Annotated in this window: 15 protein-coding genes; 3 read left to right on the forward strand and 12 right to left on the reverse strand. The window is 38.6% G+C overall.

The window, feature by feature from the left end:
- Positions 1-52 precede the first annotated feature (52 nt).
- Positions 53-544, forward strand: coding sequence for a peptidylprolyl isomerase (locus ATS72_RS06670; protein WP_008128620.1), 492 nt, complete (start codon positions 53-55; stop codon positions 542-544).
- A gap of 89 nt (positions 545-633) precedes the next feature.
- Positions 634-1,371, forward strand: a complete 738-nt coding sequence (locus tag ATS72_RS06675; RefSeq protein WP_010557193.1) for a UDP-2,3-diacylglucosamine diphosphatase — start codon at positions 634-636, stop codon at positions 1,369-1,371.
- A 103-nt stretch (positions 1,372-1,474) separates the two neighbouring features.
- Here ATS72_RS06675 and ATS72_RS06680 read toward each other — a convergent pair whose 3' ends face one another.
- The 3 genes from ATS72_RS06680 to miaE all read right to left on the reverse strand — a co-directional run bounded on the left by ATS72_RS06680 (position 1,475) and on the right by miaE (position 6,520).
- Entirely contained in the window at positions 1,475-3,388 is a 1,914-nt protein-coding gene (locus ATS72_RS06680; protein WP_058429505.1) for a sensor histidine kinase, read from the reverse strand.
- Positions 3,375-5,600: an EAL domain-containing protein gene (locus ATS72_RS06685; RefSeq protein ID WP_058429506.1), complete on the reverse strand. Its 2,226-nt coding sequence runs from the start codon at positions 5,598-5,600 to the stop codon at positions 3,375-3,377. The genes ATS72_RS06680 and ATS72_RS06685 overlap by 14 nt, the downstream gene beginning before the upstream one ends.
- A 161-nt stretch (positions 5,601-5,761) precedes the next feature.
- The gene (gene miaE, locus ATS72_RS06690; RefSeq protein WP_058429507.1) at positions 5,762-6,520 is read right to left on the reverse strand and encodes a tRNA isopentenyl-2-thiomethyl-A-37 hydroxylase MiaE; all 759 of its coding nucleotides are present in this window, start codon (positions 6,518-6,520) and stop codon (positions 5,762-5,764) included.
- Positions 6,521-6,725: 205 nt separating this feature from the next.
- On the opposite strand from miaE, the gene ATS72_RS06695 reads away from it, so the two are divergent.
- Positions 6,726-7,325: a Yip1 family protein gene (locus ATS72_RS06695; RefSeq protein ID WP_008128633.1), complete on the forward strand. Its 600-nt coding sequence runs from the start codon at positions 6,726-6,728 to the stop codon at positions 7,323-7,325.
- 89 nt (positions 7,326-7,414) lie between these two features.
- Here ATS72_RS06695 and purF read toward each other — a convergent pair whose 3' ends face one another.
- From purF to ATS72_RS06740, 9 genes are all read right to left on the reverse strand, one after another.
- Positions 7,415-8,941 (reverse strand): amidophosphoribosyltransferase, encoded by a 1,527-nt coding sequence (gene purF, locus ATS72_RS06700; RefSeq protein WP_010557197.1) that lies wholly within the window; start codon positions 8,939-8,941, stop codon positions 7,415-7,417.
- Between the two features lie 18 nt (positions 8,942-8,959).
- Positions 8,960-9,454, reverse strand: a complete 495-nt coding sequence (locus ATS72_RS06705; protein ID WP_006793890.1) for a CvpA family protein — start codon at positions 9,452-9,454, stop codon at positions 8,960-8,962.
- Between the two features lie 184 nt (positions 9,455-9,638).
- A complete protein-coding gene (locus tag ATS72_RS06710) occupies positions 9,639-10,328 on the reverse strand; it encodes an SPOR domain-containing protein (RefSeq protein WP_058429508.1) in 690 nt (229 codons plus the stop codon).
- Positions 10,329-10,339: 11 nt separating this feature from the next.
- Entirely contained in the window at positions 10,340-11,605 is a 1,266-nt protein-coding gene (gene folC, locus ATS72_RS06715) for a bifunctional tetrahydrofolate synthase/dihydrofolate synthase (RefSeq protein WP_058429509.1), read from the reverse strand.
- Positions 11,606-11,629: 24 nt separating this feature from the next.
- A complete protein-coding gene (gene accD, locus ATS72_RS06720) occupies positions 11,630-12,505 on the reverse strand; it encodes an acetyl-CoA carboxylase, carboxyltransferase subunit beta (RefSeq protein WP_024032247.1) in 876 nt (291 codons plus the stop codon).
- 150 nt (positions 12,506-12,655) lie between these two features.
- Entirely contained in the window at positions 12,656-13,450 is a 795-nt protein-coding gene (truA, locus tag ATS72_RS06725) for a tRNA pseudouridine(38-40) synthase TruA (protein ID WP_058429510.1), read from the reverse strand.
- A gap of 155 nt (positions 13,451-13,605) precedes the next feature.
- A complete protein-coding gene (locus ATS72_RS06730; protein WP_058429511.1) occupies positions 13,606-19,308 on the reverse strand; it encodes a FimV/HubP family polar landmark protein in 5,703 nt (1,900 codons plus the stop codon).
- Between the two features lie 350 nt (positions 19,309-19,658).
- On the reverse strand, positions 19,659-20,675 hold the full coding sequence (locus tag ATS72_RS06735; RefSeq protein ID WP_058429512.1) for an aspartate-semialdehyde dehydrogenase: 1,017 nt from the start codon (positions 20,673-20,675) through the stop codon (positions 19,659-19,661).
- 45 nt (positions 20,676-20,720) lie between these two features.
- A complete protein-coding gene (locus ATS72_RS06740) occupies positions 20,721-21,842 on the reverse strand; it encodes a 4-phosphoerythronate dehydrogenase (protein ID WP_058429513.1) in 1,122 nt (373 codons plus the stop codon).
- Between the last annotated feature and the right edge of the window lie 65 nt (positions 21,843-21,907).

Below are 21,907 nucleotides of genomic sequence, written 5' to 3' on the forward strand. Positions count from 1 at the left end.
AGCTAACTAAGATAAAATAGTGCGACTATTTAAACCAGATATAGGAAAGCACATGGTTGTTCTACACACAAACTTTGGTGACATCACCATTAAAATGTTTGAGCAAGAAGCTCCAAACACAGTAAAAAACTTTTTAGAGTATGCAAACGCAGGTTTTTACAACGGTACAATTTTTCACCGTGTAATTGATGGCTTTATGGTTCAAGGTGGTGGCTTTGTTTCAGGTATGGAGCAAAAAGACGTTAACGATCCAATTCAAAACGAAGCTAACAACGGCCTGTCTAATAAAGTAGGTACTTTAGCTATGGCACGCACACCAGATCCACACTCTGCTACAGCACAGTTTTTTATTAATGTTAACAACAATGATTTTTTAAACCACAGCAGCGAAACGTCTCAAGGCTGGGGTTACTGTGTGTTTGCTGAAGTAGTTGAAGGCATGGACATTGTAGAAAAAATTAAAGGTGTAGCTACTGGTAGCAATGGTTTTCACCAAGATGTTCCTCTTGAAGACGTGATCATCGAAAGCGTTACTGTTAACTAATAGTTCGCTTACCCACATAACGTGGAGTATCAGCGGGTGTCATTGCAACATGCATGCGCCCGCTTTATTTTTATCGAAAAGATATCCCTATGACTCAAAAAACGTATTTTATTGCTGATTTACATTTAACTGAAAACAGACCTGATATTAGCGCTGCTTTTTTTAAGTTTTTAGAATCTAACATTTTGAATCAAGACGTTGATGCGCTTTACATCTTAGGTGACTTTTTTGAAGTATGGGTAGGTGATGACTACGTCACTGAACTTGCGCGCAGTGTAGCTACAAAGCTTAAAGCAATAAGTGATTCAGGTATTCCCGTCTATTTTATTCATGGTAATCGCGACTTTATCCTGCGAGAACACTATGCAAATTTAGCAGGTATGACACTGTTAGATGAGCAAACTGTTATAGACCTTTACGGCACACCCACTGTTATTTTACATGGGGATGAAATGTGTACCCAGGATATTGAGTATCAAAAATTTCGTAAAAAAAGCCGCGGTTGGTGGTGGCCAAAATTAATGCTTGCCATGCCATTATGGTACCGAAAAAAAATAGCTCGCAATGCCCGTGAAAAAAGTAAGCTTAGCCAAGCAGATAAACCGATAGAAATTTTAGACGTTGTTGATGATGCTGTCCTTTCGACATTTAAGAGGCACAAAGTTGTTAATATGATCCATGGTCATACGCACCGACCAAATATTCATACATACTCACTAAATGGACAAACGCTTACACGCACTGTTTTAGGTGACTGGTACGAACAAGGCTCCTACTTAATTGTAACACCTCAAGAACAAAGGCTAATAAACACACCATTTAAATGAGCTATATAAAGCCATTTTTAGAGCCTCAATCCATAAGTGTAGTCCCTTTAAGGCCCTATATAGCATTTAAATAATACGTTAAAAATTGAATGTGGGTACTCACTTAATTTTTAGGCAACGTAATTGTAAATCGAGTTTTAAATTTATCCTCCCATTGAGGATCAGACTCTAAAACCAATTGCCCTTTTAAAATTTTAGTGACCCATTGAGAAACCATATAAAGCCCAAGCCCTATGTTCCCTTTACCGCGCGCTGATGTATGAAAGGGCTCAAAAATAACAGATTGCTGCTGCTGATTAATCCCGCATCCGCTGTCTGATACTATAATATTTACATCTCCCTTATCACTTTCCTCAACCTTAATTTCAATCTCTCCAGATTGATTCTCTTCAAAAGCGTGGTTAAGCGCATTCATTATAAGGTTTTCAATAACCTGTGAAATAATCCCAGGGCGACTTTTAAGCGTGCAGCTATCATTAAACAAGGTTTTAATTTTAACCTTTGAAGTTTTTAATCGAGAGTTCAGCGTAATCAACAACTCTTTTATTATTGTTTCAACATTACATTCAATAAATTCTTCATTGTTTCTATCAATAGCCATTTTTTTAAAGCTTTTTACAAGTACAGCAGCTTTATCTAGGTTTACCCTGGCTAAGCCTAAATTATCATCTAAGCTTGATACGCTGTTCTCTAGTAGAGACTTTGTTAAGCCAGTTTTTATACCTTCATTGAGGCGGCTCACCACCGACTCTGCGTTAGTAACAGAAATAATAGCACCGCCAATAGGCGTATTCATCTCATGAGCTACACCCGCAACAAGCATGCCTAATGAAGATAATTTTTGCGCTTCAACAAAGCTATCCTGCAAAAGTTGCTGCTGCCTAATGGTGTTTGAAAGTTGATTATTGACAGAATCCAGCTCCAACTTTTCAGCGCGTAACTGGTCAAATAAATCTTTTAGCGTTTTTGTATAGCAATATTCTCTATATAAAATAAAGCCACCAATGAATAAAAGAATAATACCGCCAATACCAGCATAACCTAGCGCCGTAAAGTGTATTTTATTCATCAACTTATCTTTACTTTTGATGTAAATATAAATGACTTCATTAAGGGTTTCATTATGCCTTTTTGAAAAAAGTGCGGGCAGCTTGTCTAACGAATAAATGTTTGAATCAAAATATCTTACTGTATTTTCTTGTTGGTTTTGCATAGACTCCCAGAGTGATGGGTTATAATTAGCAATTGTTAGCTCTGGCAATCCAAGCATAAACCCCCACTCTTTAGACTTATCATTGTTAAAAATCCAATACCCATCTTTGTTTACAATATTAATTTGAGCGTTTTCAGAAGAGTAATTTCTAATTTTCTGAAAAAAGTCAGATAAGTTAAAATTAATTATAATGAGGCCATCAACTATAAATTCGCTTGAGCTGGTTCGATAAGTAACTCTAATGGTGGGTTCGTAGGGCTCAACTATTGAACCATACTCCATATTTAAATCAATTCTTGATAAAAACGAATCAGGTGCCTCTATCGATATACCTTGCCTAAAATAATAGCGCGATATTTTGTTTTGTAATTCACTTTGCTCAATTACTTTAGCTTCTCCACCTTTAAAGTCGACCCTAAAGCGTTCGTTTCCTACAATATCAATCCACCGAATTTGCGAAATGATAGGCGATAATAACCCAAAATTAACGAAGTAATCATTTATGCTTCGTATGGATTCTCGGTCTCTAAACATATACCTGAGCTTATTGCCCCTTTTTAGGTTTTTGTTGTCTGCTAAAACTTGTGTTAGTTTTTTTATACTACTTAGCTCTTTTACAAACTCTGTCTGCACTAGAGATAGTTTGTCGTCTTGATAATCTTGAACAAGCGCAAGCCTTGATTGGTAAATTTGCCAATATACTAAAAAACTAATAACGCCAGCAGCAACCATAATAAACAATGCTTTAATATATAGCTGTTTATTATTTAAACTAACAGAAAGTCTATGATCAAACTTTTCCATATTGCTTTAACCATGTTGTTAAATCGTCAAAAAACAGTGGTTTTGAAAAGTAATAACCTTGGGCCACATCACAGCCTATTTTTTTAACCCATTCACACTGCTCTAGTGTTTCTACACCCTCAACAATAATAGAAAAATTAAATCGTCTGGCTAAGTTTACAATCATTTCTAGGATGTATTGGTTATTAGCATTGCGCTCAATATCAGTTAAAAAGCATCTGTCTATTTTTAAAATATTTGCAGGTATCTCAGTTATGTGTGAAATAGATGAATAACCAGTTCCAAAATCATCAATACTTACTTTAATACCCAGCGCCATAAATTCATCTAACGACTCTCTAATTAAGTCGTAATTACTGATCGCTTGGGTCTCAGTAATCTCTAGCTCAAGCATTTCTGGAAGTATATTGGCATCTTTTAACTTATGAAGGATTTTTTTGCAGTAATCAGGGTCAACCAAATCAAAGGCAGATGCATTAAAAGCAATAGGCAGATTTACGCCTATATCACTTAACTTATGAATGGTCGAAATTATCTTATCGAAAATAACGCTGTCTAATTCACTAATTAAACCAGCTGTTTCAGCAAGTTCAATAAATACTTCTGGACTTACAAAACTACCGTCTTCTAATTGCCAACGAGCCAATGCCTCAAAGCCCACAGGGGTTAACGTTGCTAAGTCCATTTTCGGCTGTAAGGCTACTTGTAAAGTACCAGCACCAATTACTCTTCTTAATCGGGCCATTAAACTATATCGGTTAGTTAATGCTTCTGTTTTTTCTTGGGTATGCTTTATATATTTTAAAGATGCGGTTTGGCTATCACTTAAACTAGATTCAGCAATGCTTATTATTTTTTCGGGTACAATATTTAAAACAGAACTTAGCGCTAAATCAAGAATTCTCAAATCAGCATATTGTTTTACCGAGGTAATTATACATTTTTGCCTTTTTAGGCTAGCTATCATTTCGTCAGTTATATCGAAGTTTGCGTTTATAAGTAATCCAAAGCTGCTGTTATTAATAATGGCAATACGCGCTGAATAACCATCAAAAATAGTCATTAAATTTTTATAAACTTCTTTTAATAGCTTTTGACAAAAATCGTGACCAAACGAAAAAGCTTTTTCTTCAAATTGCTCAACTTCAAAAACTAACAAACGTGTTTGGTACTGCTCGTGCAGGTTCATATTTTTTATTTCACGAGTGAGCCAGTTACGATTGTGCATGTTTAACGACACATCGGTATATGCAAGTTCAGTAAGCTTGTTAAGCAGTGCTATATTACTAAAGCCTGTGCTTACATTTTCACTGAATACTTTTAATAAATATTCATTTTGTTCAGATATTTCATTGTCCGACTGAACAATCGTTATATAGCTTTCCCCAGCTATTTCTTTGTTACAAAAATAAAATACCGTGTGGTGCTCAGAAAAAATATGCCTTTTTTCATCTAAAGCTCGCTCAAAATCACTGTAGATTTGTGGAAGCAAAACCCTATCGTCAATAAGCTTTCCTTCAAACCCATCAAAACAACCATTAGCTGTCGAAATATGCGCTCTGATAATTTCGCCATCACTTTGAGTAGAGCACATAATCCCACCTCCCTCAGTGACGTTTAAAATATTACTGATTTCTTCTAAAACAGCTTTAGAGAAAGATCCCATATCGTGTTTGCTGTTTATACTTCTTGAAGCATCTAAAACAAGTTGAAGACCTTTTCTGGCTGAAGATATTTGTGAAATGTATTTCCAGGTGCGTAAGTTGCTTGTAACAATAGATTGTAATTTTTCAGCAGAGACGTCTGATTTATTCCAATACTCGTCTATATCAAGCGTTTTCATTATTTGCTGTTCGGGAGCAAAGCCTGGTTGACCTGTAAGTAAAACAATACGCATGTCTGCGTTACCAATCACCTCTCTTATAGTACTTACAAGCCTGAGACCTGAGTCATCATCTTCCATTACAACATCTATAAAAGTGAGCGCTATATCTGGATGTAAACTGAGCACTAAAGCTGCTTGTGAAACCGAGTTAGCTGTGAGAACTTCTATTTCACAATTATCCTCTGGTCTCATTTCTTTTAAGCTGTTGGTTAAAGCCTGCTGATAATTTATATCGTCCTCAACAGTGAGCACTTTTATTTTTTTTATTGTTGAGCTGTCTTCTTCAAGCTCCTCATCAAATACAAACAGACTGTTGTTATCGGACATCCTACACCGCCTATATAAAAAATATACAACTAAATTTAATAGATATAGTTCATAAATTTGTATGTAACTATTTACTATATATAGTAGAAGGCGATTTAAGTTTGGTCTAATTTTTAGTGCTTTATCTCATCAGTTATGCAAAAAATAAAGCACTGGGGGGATTATGCTGGAGTACCACTATGAAATTTGAAGTCTTCATCTGCTGATACAATAAGTTCAGCTTCAATTTCACCAAATTCCTTAACCCTTTTCGAAATATCAAAATCGGCAATTTCTTGCGCCAAGGCTAGATAATCTTGATAATGACGTGCCTCTGAGCGCAGTAGCGAAATATAAAAATCACCTAGGCGTTTATCTACATGGGGCGCCAACTTTGCAAAACGCTCACACGAGCGTGCCTCAATGTAAGCACCTACAATTAATTTGTCGACAAGTGCATTTGGCTCGAATGTTTTAACATTTCGTAACATCCCTTTAGCGTAACGACATGGTGTAATACTTTGGTACTCTACACCATACTCATCCATTATTTCTAAAACTTGGTAAAAGTGATGTAACTCTTCTTTTATGAGCAACACCATTTTATCAATTAAGTCTTGCCCGTAAGGAGAGTTAGACTTGGGAATGATTGATTTAGTGAGCTTGTTTTTTGCTGCTAAATCACGCCAGTTACCTTCACGTTTATAAATAAGTGTTTCGAATGGTTTAAGCCAGGCTAAAAGTGCATCACCGCTTTCTTTATCTACTGCATACTTACGAATTAAAAACATTGCTGACTGAGCTGCTTTTAACTCACAAATTAAGTGATCTATTAAAATAACTGACAGATTTTCTTTTTTGATTGCTTTATCTACCCACTGAGTCGGTGTTTTGCACAATAAAAAGTCATGAATAGGCTCTAACAGCTGGCTATGTGACACGTTTGATACTCGTTGCTAATTAAAATTAAAGAACCTGTATTTTAACACGAATTCACGGTTTGATTAAATCAAAGCCAGCTTCATTTATTTGTTAAAAATTAGTTAACTTGACTTTGTACACTATGTGGCCCATAACTGTAAATGAACTGTATAAAAAACACACCGTAACAAAAACAATAATACCTTCCTAAACGGAGTACACACTATGATATTAAACCACCTATGGGGCTTATACGCTCACCCACTTGAAGAGTGGCAAACAATTGATAACCGACACGAAAGCTTGACCTACAGCTTGTCACATATTTTACTCATTGCTTTGTTTCCATCAACAATGGGGTATTACTCGTCTGTTTACTTGGGCTGGAGCATTGGCACTGGTGGTCTAGTATTTTTAACACATGAGAGCGCGCTGTTAATAGCTATAGCCATGTATGTAGCTTTAATTATAGGTGTATTTGCACTTGCCTATTTAGCCCATTGGATGGCCGTTACTTTTGGCTCTAAACCCACCTTTACTCAAACGCTTGAACTAGCGGCTTACACAGCAACACCGGTATTTATGTCTGCGCTTGCCGCTTTTTGGCCTGTGCTTTGGTTTGTTGTATGTGCTGGTATTGTTGCACTAGCCTACTCGGTTTATTTACTTTATACCGGAGTACCTATACTCATGCACATACCTGAAGAACGTGGTTTTATTTATGCAAGCTCGGTCGTTACTTGTGGGCTTATCCTACTAGTCATCATATTAGCTGCCACTGCGATTCTTTGGACAAATGGCATTGTAAGCCCCATGTTCACATAATAAATTTTAAGTAACTCGATTAAGTAATATTCAACCAACAAAAAAGGAGCTAATTAGCTCCTTTTCTAAAATTAAAATACTCGAAAGAATTAATCTGTCTCGTTTTCTTCTTGGTTATGTATCTCTAACCCTGATGACATCGCTGTTTCGCGTGTGCTTTTAGCTGTATCGTTTCTCAGTTTATCTATTCGGTTTAAATAGTTTTGATCTATATCGCCTGTTATATATTGCCCGTCAAACACAGAAGTTTCAAATTGAGTTATTTCTGGGTTTTCTTGGCTTACAGCGGCCATTAAATCTGTTAATGACTGAAAAATCAATCCGTCAGAACCAATACTTGCGTTTATATCTTCAACCTCACGGCCATGCGCAATAAGTTCAGCTGCCGATGGCATATCAATGCCATAAACATTTGGAAAGCGTATTTCAGGAGCTGCTGAGGCAAAATATACATTTTTAGCACCAGACTCTCGCGCCATTTCCACAATTTGCGCTGATGTGGTACCGCGCACTATTGAATCGTCAACAAGTAATACATTCTTACCTTTAAATTCACGATCAATTGCGTTTAGCTTTTGACGCACTGACTTTTTACGCATTTCTTGACCAGGCATAATAAACGTACGGCCAATGTAACGGTTTTTAACAAAGCCTTGGCGGTACGGTAAATCAAGTACACGAGCAATTTCAAGCGCGACATCGCACGAAGTTTCTGGAATAGGAATGACAACATCAATGTCTTTATCTGCCCACTCACGTGCTATTTTTTCACCCAGTTTGGTACCCATGTTTACGCGTGTTGCATAAACCGACATTCTGTCTATTGTTGAGTCTGGACGAGCAAAATAAACAAATTCAAAAATACAAGGCGAGTAAGACACTTTATCTGCACAATTTAATGAGTGAAACTGTCCATCTTCCGTCACAAAAATAGCTTCACCTGGGGCTACATCGCGAATAAACTCAAAGCCATCAGGTTTTAGTGCCACACTTTCTGAGGCAAACATGTATTCCGTGCCTTTTTCAGTCTCGCGTTTACCAAAAACAAGAGGGCGAATACCGTTAGGATCACGAAACGCTACAACGCCGTGACCGATAATCATAGCAATGGCTGCATAGCCACCCGTTACTTTTTTGTTTACCTCAGCAACAGCTGTGAACACATCTTCAGGGTCTAGGTGCAACTTGTCTGAGCGACTAAGCTCATGTGCCATAATATTCAGCAATATCTCAGAATCAGACGTTGTATTAACATGTCGACGTGCTTCTGAAAATAACTGTTCTTTTAGTTCTTCAGCATTTGTAAGGTTTCCATTATGCGCAAGGGCGATACCAAATGGTGAGTTTACATAAAAAGGCTGTGCCTCAGATGAACTAGAAGAGCCTGCTGTTGGATAACGTACATGGCCAATACCAATGGTACCTTGTAGTCGTTTCATGTGACGTGTGTGAAATACATCTTTCACTAGGCCGTTTGCTTTACGTAAGCTAAACGTATTATTTTCAATGGTAATTATTCCCGCGGCGTCTTGCCCACGATGCTGCAAAACAGTTAAGCCATCATATATCGCCTGATTCACAGGAGACGTTCCGACTATTCCAACGATACCACACATGTAATTTATCCTCGCCGATTAACGGTTTACTGAATTTAAAAAGCTGGAGTTGTTTTCGAGGTACGAAAAAAACCATTCAACAACAAAGCCAAATTCTGGAATCAAAATAGAATTACCCCACCAGTGCGTATTAGGTGCACCAGTAAAAGCATCAAGAAAGAAGAGTAACGCGCTCACGACCAACACGCCTCGTAGAGCACCGAACACTATGCCAAAGACACGGTCAGTACCCGATAAGCCAGTACGAAGTACAAGCTGACCTAAAATATAGTTTAGTAAACCGCCTAACAGGAGCGTCGCAAAGAAGAGTATGGCAATGGCCGCCGCATTCCTTAAAAGGGGTTCAGAAATGCTTGTTAGGAAGGAAGCTAAATATTGGTAAAATAAACTTGAGATGATAAACGCGCCTGCCCATACCGCTAATGACATAGCTTCTTTTACAAAGCCGCGTATTAAACCGATGATGGTAGACAGTGCAATGATGCCAAGAATGGCGTAATCAACCCAGATCATAATAACCAATTAGTCGCTATTTTGGGGCGCATTCTATACCCAAACATCCTCAGTATGCAAGTTTAAACGGGAGATAACCGCAGCCAACCTGAAACATTTAATTAACATTTTGACGGTTAATAAATTGGCCTAAGTAATTGTGTAACATCAAAGAAAAAGGCCTTATTGTTTAAGGCCTTTTTAATTAGTTAGTTACTTCGTATTGGGTTATTTTACCGTTAAGCTTAGTAAGCTTTTTAAGTTCTGGTAATTGCTTTTCCAACTCAGTTTTATCAAGTGACGGGCCAACAAATACTTTTGTTAGCGTTCCGTTGGGTGTTTTTATAGGTTTAGTAAACGTATTAAACCCTTTTGAAGTTAATTTAGCCTGTAATGCTTTAACATTTGCAGCATGAGAAAAACTACCTAACTGCACCACATAGGCCATATCAGTTAGGTTTTCATCACTTTTACGCGGCGTAATAGGCTTAGGTGCCTCTTTAACTACTTTTTCGGGAACCTTAGTCTCTTCTTTCGCTTTAGCAACTTGCGGTTCAGCAATATCAGTTTTTGTAGCTTTAGGTATAACTGACGCTTCAACTATTTTCTCTTCGCTAGCAAAGTTGCTTTGTAAAATAGTATCGTCTTGCTCTAAAACGTCATCATCAGGAGAAATATCTTCAATGTTATCTTGCTTTAACGGCTCAGCTGTAGCTACTTGATCATTAATTGAGTCTTGCAAGTCAATCGTTTTGAACTCAGGTCGCTCTGGGATCGCTTTAAAGCCTTCCTTGTAATGCACTTTTTCGCCATCAAGTATGTTTGGGATAAACACAATCGCTGCGATCACCACAATACTTGTTCCAACTAAGCGATTTATAAAACTTGAGTTCACCGATATCCTCTCTATTTTTTAAAATAATTAATAGCATCTGCTACTGTAAAAAATGAACCAAATACAATTAAAATAACATTGTCTTGCTGCTTAGGTAAAATAACACTCAGTGCTCGTTCAACGCTTTCAAAGCTTTGTACCTTGTCGTGAGTAGATACGCTTTGTAGGGCTTCTTTTAGGTTATTAGCACTATCACCACGAGGGCCGCCTAAGCTAGCAAGAAACCAATAATCAACAAGATGGGTTAGCTCTTTTAGCACCGCTGCTTTATCTTTATCAGCAAGCATAGCGGCTAATGCGTGAACTTTAAAGCCTTTATCTTTGTAGCTTAATAACTTATTGGCTAAATAGCGAGCTGATTCTGGATTGTGAGCGACGTCTGTAAATACCAATGGCTCTGTGCTTAATTGTTCAAAACGTCCTTCCACCACCAAGTTAGCTAAGCAATTTTTTATTACATCAACATTTGGTAATAAATTTAAAACGCTTAGTACTGTTAGAGCAGTCGCTGCATTTTGCGCCGGTATTGCAGGCTTATTGAGTGTCAGGTTATGTTTTTCAAACTGCCAATTAAACGTTTTTTGATGCTCATTAAATATAAAGTCAGTGCCTGATAATGTCATATTGGCACTAATCTCGTTACCGTAATCAATCATTGTATGCGGGATACATAAGTCCCCAATGATAGCGGGAGTGTCTTTGCGGAATATACCCGCTTTATCGTACGCCACCAGCTCTCGGGTATCGCCAAGGTATTCCTTATGATCTAAATCTATGGTTGTGATCACGCTTGCATAAGGTGTAACAATATTGGTGGCATCAAAGCGCCCGCCCAAACCAACCTCAAGCAGCACATAATCAACCTCAAAGCGTTTAAAAATAGCCAGCGCACCTAGGGTGCCATATTCGAAATACGTAAGCGCCGTATTAGCGCGACCTTCCTCTAGCGTGTTAAAGGCATCAACATGGTATTGATCATCAAGCTCTTGGCCATTTATGCGCACACGCTCGTTGTATCGAATTAAATGAGGAGAGGCATACGTACCTACGCTGTAACCTTGCGCAAGTAATAGCGATTCTAAACAGCGAGCGGTAGTCCCTTTGCCATTTGTGCCACCAATTAGAATTATTTTACTGGGGGTATTTAGTAAACCAATATTATTGGCAACATCTGCAACGCGTTCAAGCCCCATTTCAATGTTGGCTGGGTGAACACTTTCTAAATAAAAAAGCCAATCATCAAGGCTTGATGATTGGCTAGGGATTGTTTTTATCATAGCATAAATCAGAAAAGCTTAAATTTACGCTACTCTATGCTCTTGTTCGGTAGAAGGCAAGTTCATAAATTTAGCAAGTACGCGTGCTAATGTGTCGCGCATTTCACGACGGTCAATAATCATATCAATTGCACCGTGCTCTAATAAGAACTCACTACGCTGAAAACCTTCTGGTAAGGTTTCGCGAACTGTTTGCTCAATTACTCGCGGGCCAGCAAAGCCAATTAAGGCTTTTGGCTCAGCTACGTTAATATCACCTAGCATTGCTAATGAAGCCGATACACCCCCCATTGTTGGGTCGGTCATTACCGATATAAACGGCAGGCCTTTTTCGCTCATTTTAGCAAGTGCTGCACTGGTTTTAGCCATTTGCATTAGCGACATAAGCGCTTCTTGCATACGTGCACCACCTGAGGCAGAAAAACACACTAATGGCATGTTGTGCTCTAAACATTGGTCTACGGCATCAACAAAACGTGCGCCTACAACCGAAGCCATTGAACCACCCATAAATGAGAATTCAAAAGCAACCGCAGCAACAGGAATACCCTTTAAGCGGCCCTTCATTGCAACTAGCGCGTCTTTTTCGCCACTTGATTTTTGGGCTGCGCTAATACGGTCTGAGTATTTTTTAGAGTCTTTAAACTTTAATACATCTTTAGGCTCGTGCTCAGTGCCAAGCTCCGTGCGGTCACCTTCATCTAAAAAGTGCTCTAAACGTTTACGGCCGCTCACACGCATGTGATGGTCGCATTTAGGACATACGTTTAATGATTTTTCTAGTTCAGCTTTATATAAAATTGAATCGCAAGCTGTACATTTAGCCCAAACGCCTTCTGGAATTTCTTTACGACCTGACGACTTAGTCGTTTTAGGTAAGATTTTTTCTAACCAACTCATTTGCAACTCTCTTAATGCTGTTCTGTGTCGCGAGTCTGCTAATAAGTAGCAGACAGATTTTTTCAATTAAAACATGAATTACACAAACACGGTATAAAAAACTGGTCTTAGTAGTTAGAGGAAATTAAATTTAGCGATTAATAATTCTAACTAAATATCAACATCAGGTAAAAATAATGGCCCTAGTGGGGTTTTAGGAATATTAAACTGCTCTGGGTAATCAACATCGACTAAATACAAACCAGCGGCTTTAGCTGTTGCACTCGCTTTTGCACGCTCTTTAACATCTAATAGTTCTTTTAACCATATAGGTTGGTGCTTGTGTAAGCCAATATCCATTAAGCAACCGGTTATATTGCGCACCATATGATGCAAAAATGCATTCGCCTTAATATCAATTACAACGTAATCACCTTGGCGCTGAACAGATAAGTGATGAATTGTACGTTTAGCGGTATTAGCTTGGCAGTGTAATGCTCTGAATGATGTAAAGTCATGCTCACCAATTAAATGCTGACACGCCTCTTGCATTACCTTTTCATCTAGCTTGTGATGGAAATGAGTAACACCCTCGTTCATAACAGCTCCACGGTATGGATAGTTATAAATAACGTAGCGATACCTTCTTGCGGTTGCACTAAAACGTGCATGAAAGTCTTCTGCAACAGGTTGAGCAAATCGAATAGCAATATCTTTAGGTAGCAAAGTGTTCATACCCATAGTAAACGCGACCATTTCACGAGATGCACTGGTTTCAAAATGAACAACTTGGCCTGTTCCATGCACTCCTGCGTCAGTTCGCCCTGCACACACAATTTCAACTGGGTGGTTACAGATACTCGACAGCGCCTTTTCTACTTCTTGTTGTACGCTATTTACGTGCGATTGACGCTGCCAACCACTATAACGTGCGCCATTATATTCAACCCCAAGTGCTACTCGCATATTTATCGTTTTACCTACTGTACTAATTAACGGCGCATTTTATGCTATCTCGCGGCGCAATAAAAGCGACCGTGATGTAATCATATAAAAACAATAAAAAACCCATAATCAGCATCACCAATTATGGGTTTATCGTATTGAAATTAACACAAATGCTATTGTTGTAATTTTGCTTGCAAACTAAGCGCTTCTTCTTGAACTTCTTCAGGCCCTTTTGCTATTACGTCTTCAATCACTTTAAGCGCGGAATCGAAGTCGTCGATTTCAATATAGGCACGTGCTAAGTCTAACTTAGCGGAGTAACCTCCACTCTCGGCATCAACGTCTGTTGGATTATCACCAGCAAGTAATGCATCAAACTCACTTAAACCTAAATCTATGTTTACGTCATTGTAAGGCTCATGCTCAAGTTCAGCATCGTCACTTTGCTCAAGTAATGAGTCAATATCTACAAAATCGTCTTCACCTAAAGGTTTTGCGTCTTCAGCTTCAGGGACTGGCTCTTTATGATTAAACACTTCTTCATCAACTAAGTCTTCTTTCAATAAAGAATCAAAGTCAACATCAAACTCGCTGCTATCTTCTATAGCAAGTTCATCGGGAGCGGCTAACTCATTGAGCAATGAATCGAAATCGGTTTCACTTAAATCAGCCATAAATTCATCATCAAGTGCTTCATCTGATACAAGGTTAGTATCACCCTGAGAGTCAACTTGAGTTAGTTCAGCTTCACGATCAACATTAGTTTGTTCATTTATTTCATCGTCCGATTCACTTATAAATGCTGGATTGTCTAGCCCAACGCTGCTATCAGGCGCTAAATAGTCCGCATCAGCGTTATTCGACTCTGAGAGTAAATCATCAAGTGTGTCATCGTTTAAGTCGTTAAGATTGTCGAGCTCACCATCTAGTTCATTAAATTCATCAATTAACAGGTCGTCATTAAAGTTAGTTCCCGCGCTGTCTATATCATCTTCAGCTGAATTTTGATTATCAGCTTCGTTGTTATCAAGCTCTGGAGTTAACGTATCGTCACTGGTTATTTCACTATTATCTTCACCTGAACCTGAGAAATCAGCACCATTATTCGGTCTATTAGGAAGTAGCTCTTCAACTTCTTCTGATGAAACCGCATCATCGTTAACTTGAGCAATTGATCCCTCAACCTCGTCATTGATTTCAAGCTCAGCATCTAGTTCATCTAGTTCATCTAGTTCATCATCAACAGTTTGCTCGATGCCTAAATCAGATGATTCAAACTCTACGCTATTAGGTAAATCAGTGCTATCAGCGTCATCATCTGAAACTGGCACCTCATCTATTTCAACAGGTAAAGGATCAAGTTCTAAATCAACACCGGTTTCTGCTAAATCGTTTTGTGAGTATTCAAGGTTTTCTTCTAAAAATTGGTTTTCATCAGTAACTTCAGGCGCTGCAACTTCAGCCTTGTCATTAGTTTCTAGCACTAATTCTGATTCATCAAACTCATTATCAATTAATGGTTCATTATCAAAGTCATCTTCTAGGCTATCTAAATCAAAATTTGATGAAAGTGCTTGCGATAGTTCTTGCTCTGTTTGGCTTGGTGATAATTCTGGTTCATGCTCAATGTCGACTTCCTGAGCAATCGCACTGCCGCCATCATCTAAATCTTGTTCAAATTCTTTAGTATCCGTTCTCTCAATGTCGTTTGGGGGCGTTTCTAAAACTTGCTCTTCAACGCCTTCGACACCCACTGAATCAAACTCTAAATCAGCGCCTAGTAATGAATCTTCGTCCGTATCCTCTGGGACTAAAACGTTGGCTTCTTCATTAATTTCAGGCTCTAAACTTGACTCGTCAAAATCGCTATCAATTAATGGCTCATCATCAAAATCATCTTCCAAGCTATCTAAATCAATATTTGATGAGAGCGCTTGCGATAGTTCTTGCTCTGTTTGACTTGGTGATAGTTCTGGCTCTATGCCTGCATCTAAAGTTTCATCAATTGTGGTATCACTAACAACTTCATCTAAATTTAATCCATCTAGCTCTTCGTCGTTATCAGTATCACCATCTGGCGTCTCTGAAACAAGCTCCTCAAAGTCTTCTGCATTGACAGAATCAAATTCTAAGTCGGCGTCTAACCCTGCTGAATCAACCTGTGAATCATCAAAGTCCTCTTGCGATAACAATGCTTCATCTGTAATTTCTGGTAGTGGTTCTTCACTTTCTGAATTAGTATCAAGTCCAGAATCTGACTGTTCAAACTCACTATCGATTAACGGCTCATCGTCAAAGTCATCTTCTAGGCTATTTAAATCAATACTTGATGAGAGCGCTTGTGATAATTCTTGCTCTGTTTGACTTGGTGATAGTTCTGAATCAAGCTCTTCATCAGCCAGCACATCGATATCATTATCCGAAAAATCTGAAACCTCTTCTGCAAACTCTTCGTCATCATCTAATTCATTATGCTCTTCTTTTGTCGCGAATTCTTCAGCATCGCCTACCGCCAATAGCTCATTGTCATCAATTATTGGGGCTTCATCAAAATCAGCAGTGGCATGGGGCTCATCATCAAGTTCCTCGTCAAAGTTACTCAAGTCTGCGCCCTTAGAAATAGAGTCAGCTAAATCTTTTTCTGTTTGACTAACAACATTTTCACCTTCATTGTTAGTAGCCTCTTGCGTTTCAGCCCCTTGATCTTCAGCTATTTCTAACTCAGGGTAATCGTCTAACTCTTCACTAGGCGTTATTGATTCTGTTTCTAGTAATTCATCCTCAAGGGATAAATCAGAGTCTGTGTCTTCTGCTAATGGATCATCACCTAGATCAACTTCAACCTCTTCAATTTCATCGTCCAGATCATCAAGTGTCCAATCAGGGCTTTCTACGTATTCTGAGTCTTCTGGTTGTTGTAATTCATTTAAGAGTTCGTCTACACTTTGCAACGCATCATCGTTATATTCATCCAGTAAATCTTCTGGATCTAAAAGCGTGTCTGATGTGTCTGTAAAATCATCGGCCCCAAAGTCTTCAAGCACTTCATTAGGCTCTAGCTCTTCTTCAAGTGCTGGCTCCTCTTCAAGCTCTGGCTCATCTTCAAGCTCTGGCTCTTCTTCAAGCTCTGGCTCTTCTGCAAGCTCTGGCTCTTCTGCAAGCTCTGGCTCTTCTGCAAGCTCTGGCTCTTCTGCAAGCTCTGGCTCTTCTTCAAGCTCTGGCTCATCTTCAAGCTCAGGCTCTTCTGCAAGCTCTGGCTCCTCTTCAAGCTCTGGCTCTTCTTCAAGCTCTGGCACTTCTTTAAGCTCGGGCTCCTCTACAAGCTCTGGCTCCTCTACAAGCTCTGGCTCATCTTCAAGCTCTGGCTCACCTTCAAGCTCAGGCTCTTCTGCAAGCTCAGGCTCTTCTTCAGACTCATTCTCCGATTCAGATTCATCAATCAAAGCTGAAGCTAAAGACTCGACATCATCAACATTTAACTCTTCTTGTGCATCAGCTAAATCATCGACAGAACCGGCCAAAGCAGTATCAATGTCATCGTTTTCTTCGACTAACGACTCTGTTAGCGTTTCATTTGTTGAATCGTCATCTGCTTCATCAATTAAGCTGTCGATGTCATCCAAATCAAAGTCATCGCTTTCTTCAACTAACGACTCTGTTAGCGTTTCATTAGCTGAATCTTCATCTGCTTCATCAATTAAGCTGTCGATATCGTCCAAATCAAAGTCATCGTTTTCTTCAACTAACGACTCTGTTTGCTCTTCACTTACGGAATCTCCATCTGCTTCATCAATTAAGCTGTCGATATCGTCCAAATCAAAGTCATCGCTTTCTTCAACTAACGACTCTGTAAGCGTTTCATTAGCTGAATTTTCATCTGCTTCATCAATTAAGCTGTCGATATCGTCCAAATCAAAGTCATCGCTTTCTTCAACTAACGACTCTGTTTGCGCTTCACTTACGGAATCTCCATCTGCTTCATCAATTAAGCTGTCGATATCGTCCAAATCAAAGTCATCGCTTTCTTCAACTAACTCATCAGTTTGCGCCTCATTTACGGAATCTTCATTTGCTTCATCGATTAAACTGTCGATATCGTCCAAATCAAAGTCATCACTTTCTTCAACTAACGACTCTGTTTGCGTTTCATTAGCTGAATCATCATTAGCTTCATCAATTAAGCTGTCGATATCGTCCAAATCAAAGTCATCACTTTCTTCAACTAACGTATCCATTGGCGTTTCATTAGCTGAATCATCATTTGCTTCATCAATTAAGCTGTCGATATCGTCCAAATCAAAGTCATCGCTTTCTTCAACTAACGTATCCGTTGGCGTTTCATTAGCTGAATCATCATTTGCTTCATCAATTAAGCTGTCGATATCGTCTAAGTCAAAATCGTCACTTTCTTCAGAAGTTTTATCAGATGTGTCTACTGGTTCGGCACTCGTTTGATCAAGTAAATCATCTATATCAAAATCATCGGTCGCAAGCTCTTCGCTCAATGCTGCCATTTCATCGTTAGATTCTAAACTATCACTTTGTGGCTCTTTTTCTGCTGGTGAATCAAACTCAGGTAAGCTGTCATCTTCGTCAAATAGGCTATCTAAGTCATCATTACTTAAAATATCATCAGTGCCAGACGGTTCTTGGTCTAAATCTAAATCAATATCGTCCAAGCTATCATCAGCGCTGTCGTCAAATCCTTGTTGCGTGAAAATATCGACTTCATCGTCTTCGTCACTTTCATCATCAAAAACAATATCGTCGCTAAGAAGGCCTTCTAACTCGTCTTGATCAAGTAAGTTATCTGAATCATCAAGTTCGTCTGAGTCATCTTCTAATAAATCATCATCTGGAAGCATGTCACCTTCGAGGTGATCATCTAATTGAACGCTCAAGTCATCCAATGGATCTGGAATGATTGGGTCATCAAGTGGATCAGTTGCTAAGTCATCCTCATTAGAATAAGTTGGAGTTTGCGGTAAAAATTCATCATCTGCTTGAGACTCTTCTTGATTGCCTTTTCTTTTGCGAAGAAACATAACAATTGCAAAGATAATCAATAATCCGGGAATGAACATTAACAGCCCAAGCACAATAGGGTTTGACAACAAGGCTAATAAGTCAAAACTGCTTTGAGGTTCAACCTCTTTAGCTTTTTGCTGGGCAATTATTTCGTTTTGTTTAAGTATTAATTCCTTTAGCTGCAGCTGTATTTCACTATCTTGCCCTAATTGTTGGCGAACATTTTCGAGCTCTTTAGAAATTCCAGTCAGCTGTTTTTTAAGGTTATTATTCTCAACTAAAATCTCTTCAACATTTGTTACTGAACTTTTAAACTGTTGCTGTAACTCAACTAATTTATTAGTTTGGTCGGTTTTGATTTCTTTTATTTCTTTTTGTAACTCTTTTTTGGCGTCGTCTACATCAACTTTACGCGCTTGTGTAACTTGTGTTTGAGCTGATGTTATTTCAGTTTGTGTAAGTGTTCCGTTTTTTTTCTTTTCCCATAGCTCGTCATCTTGCTCAGAACGCTGCCTAGCTAGTTGAGTATTCACACGTCTAATTTCAGATAAAGTGGGTATTTTTAAATAGGCCCCACTTCGCATATGATTGAGGTTTTGATCTAAAAATGAGTCGGGGTTTTTGTTATACAAGGCCTGCATAACTTGATAAATACTTACAGAGTTATCTGGACGCACTTTTACGGCTATGCGCCAAAGTGTATCGGTGGGTTTAATCGGACCAATAGACCGCCCTTGAGCACCATAGTCAACGCCTTTAGGCCCCTTTAATTGGGTACTATCTTGTGTATATACAGGCGTTACTACCAGTGCAGACGCTAATATTATAAGTATAGCCAAACCGCGCATGCTGATCCTTTAATGTCTAAATGTTACAAAGCACTTTTAAATAGGTGCGTAAACATTGATTACTCTTGCCTTATCAGTCTAATGACTGACTCACATTTGTTATTACAATCTATTTTTGTTGCAAGCTCTATTCCAATTACAAACTATAAACCACTTAGGGCACAATATCCATTGCAACACATTGAAAAGAAATGCCTTAACAACACATTTTTAATATTGATTTATTGAGTATTATCAGTAACTTTATTAAATATTATAAAAAACGGCAAAAAAGTGGCACTCTATTTAAACAAAAAGCGGCAAACACATAGTGCTTACCGCTTTTAAAGAGTGCTTAACATTTAAAAATGTTACATATAATTTTCTATTAACTCTTCAGCTATTTGAACGCTATTGGTTGCAGCACCTTTACGGGTATTATCACTAACAACCCACATATTTAGGCCATGAGGGTGTGAAATATCAGCGCGCAAACGGCCAACATATACAGTATCGTTACCACTGGCATCGGAAACCGCTGTTGGATAATCACCTTCATCGTCAATTAGCTCAACGCCTGGTGCATCATTTAACAGCTGTTTAACGTGTTCGAAGTCGTATTGCATACGTGTTTCAATATTAATAGATTCAGAATGACCAAAAAACACAGGAACACGCACACACGTTGGGTTTATTGCGATTGTTGTATCACCTAATATTTTGTGCGTTTCGTTTACCATTTTCATTTCTTCGCGGGTATAGCCGTTATCTTCAAAGCTATCTATTTGCGGAATAACATTAAAGGCTATTTGCTTAGGAAATATTTCATTATCCATTGGGCGAGCATTCATCAAGTTAGCTGTTTGCTTTGCTAACTCATCAACAGCTTCTTTCCCAGCCCCTGATACCGCTTGGTAAGTTGATACATTTATTCTATCAATACCATACGCATCGTAAATTGGCTTTAATGCCAACATCATTTGAATAGTCGAACAATTTGGGTTTGCAATAATATTACGATTTCTAAAGTCGGCAAGACTTGAGGCATTCACTTCTGGAACAACAAGGGGGATTTCAAAATCATTTCTAAAATGCGAGGTATTATCAATAACTATACAACCTGCATCGGCTGCAATTGGGGCATATTTTTCTGAGACGCTCCCACCGGCAGAAAACAATCCAATATGCGCTTGGCTAAAATCAAAGCCTTCAACGTCTTGTACTTCAATTGTCTCACCACGAAACTTAATGTCTTCACCTGCACTGCGGCTGCTCGCAAGCAAAAATAGCTGATCAACCGGAAATTTACGATCTGATAAAGTTTCGATAATTTGACGTCCTACTAAACCAGTAGCACCCAGTACGGCAACGTTATATTTTTGCGACATATTTTTTCCTCTTTAAACGATATTAAAACACCGTTAAATTAATAATTAGTTGGTTAGTTTAAAACCAAGTTGACCTAAGGCAGCTAACTGCGAGCCATCACCTTTAACGGTTAAGGTGCTAAATTCTCTTCTTATAGGATAGTTTTTACGTAAACTATCAAAACCATCCGACTCTAGATGACGAAGTAAAATCCCATCATCCCTTCTTACATCGTAAATTGTGTGCACTAAACGTGAGATGTCTTGCTCTGTAAAACTCTCAGCAATAGCCACTTGCGTTATAGCTGGTACGGGCAAAAAATCGGTTAAAGATTTTGAAGCCTCAACGCCTTTAAGCTCACACAGCTTTTGGTAAAGCATTTGTGTGCCTCTGGCCTTGCCTTCAAGTGTATGGCCTGCAATATGCACACTGGCATAGCGTACATGTGCAAGTAAGTCTGTTAAAATATTAGGTTCATTTTCCCACACATCAAGCACTAAATCTAAATCAGCCCCTGCTTCCATTAAATCTAGTAAAGCACTATTGTCAATAACATCCCCTCGGCTGGCATTAATTATCGTAGTACCCGGTTTTAAGGCGTTAAGCCTTACTTTATCCATCATGTGAAGTGTTTTATGTGGCCCTTTTTTAACAAGTGGCACATGGAAAGTTACAATATCTGATTGTGTAAGTAGCTCATCTAACTCTACATGCTCATTCAATAACCCTTGTGCATGTTTTAATGGATCGCACAAAAGCAGCTTTACATTTAATGATTTTAACTTTTTAGCCAAACAACTGCCAATACTCCCGACCCCTACTATGCCAATAGTTTGGCCTGTTAATGGGCGGGCATTTTCTTGGCTTAATGCAAATAAACTACTAATAACGTACTCTGCAACAGCAACAGCATTACACCCTGGAGCACTTGTAAAAGCGATGTTTTTGTCTTGTAAAAGATCTGTATCAATATGATCGATACCAATAGTCGCAGTACCAACAAAGCTTAATTTATTCGCTTTTGCTAATAGCTCACTAGTAACATTGGTAACAGATCGCGTGAGTAATACTTCTACGTCTATCAGTTGGTCAGGTTTTAAGTTACGCCCATCAAACCGCTCAACCTCACCAAAATCTGAAAAGTACTGCTCAACTAAAGGCATGTTTTGATCGGCAAGAATTTTCATCACAGAGTCCATTTGGCAATTTAGGGCGCTATTGTATCGAACAACCAGACCTTTGCACAAACTAA

Source organism: Pseudoalteromonas sp. 13-15 (assembly GCF_001468205.2).
In the GTDB taxonomy this organism is placed as follows: Bacteria; Pseudomonadota; Gammaproteobacteria; order Enterobacterales; family Alteromonadaceae; genus Pseudoalteromonas; species Pseudoalteromonas marina.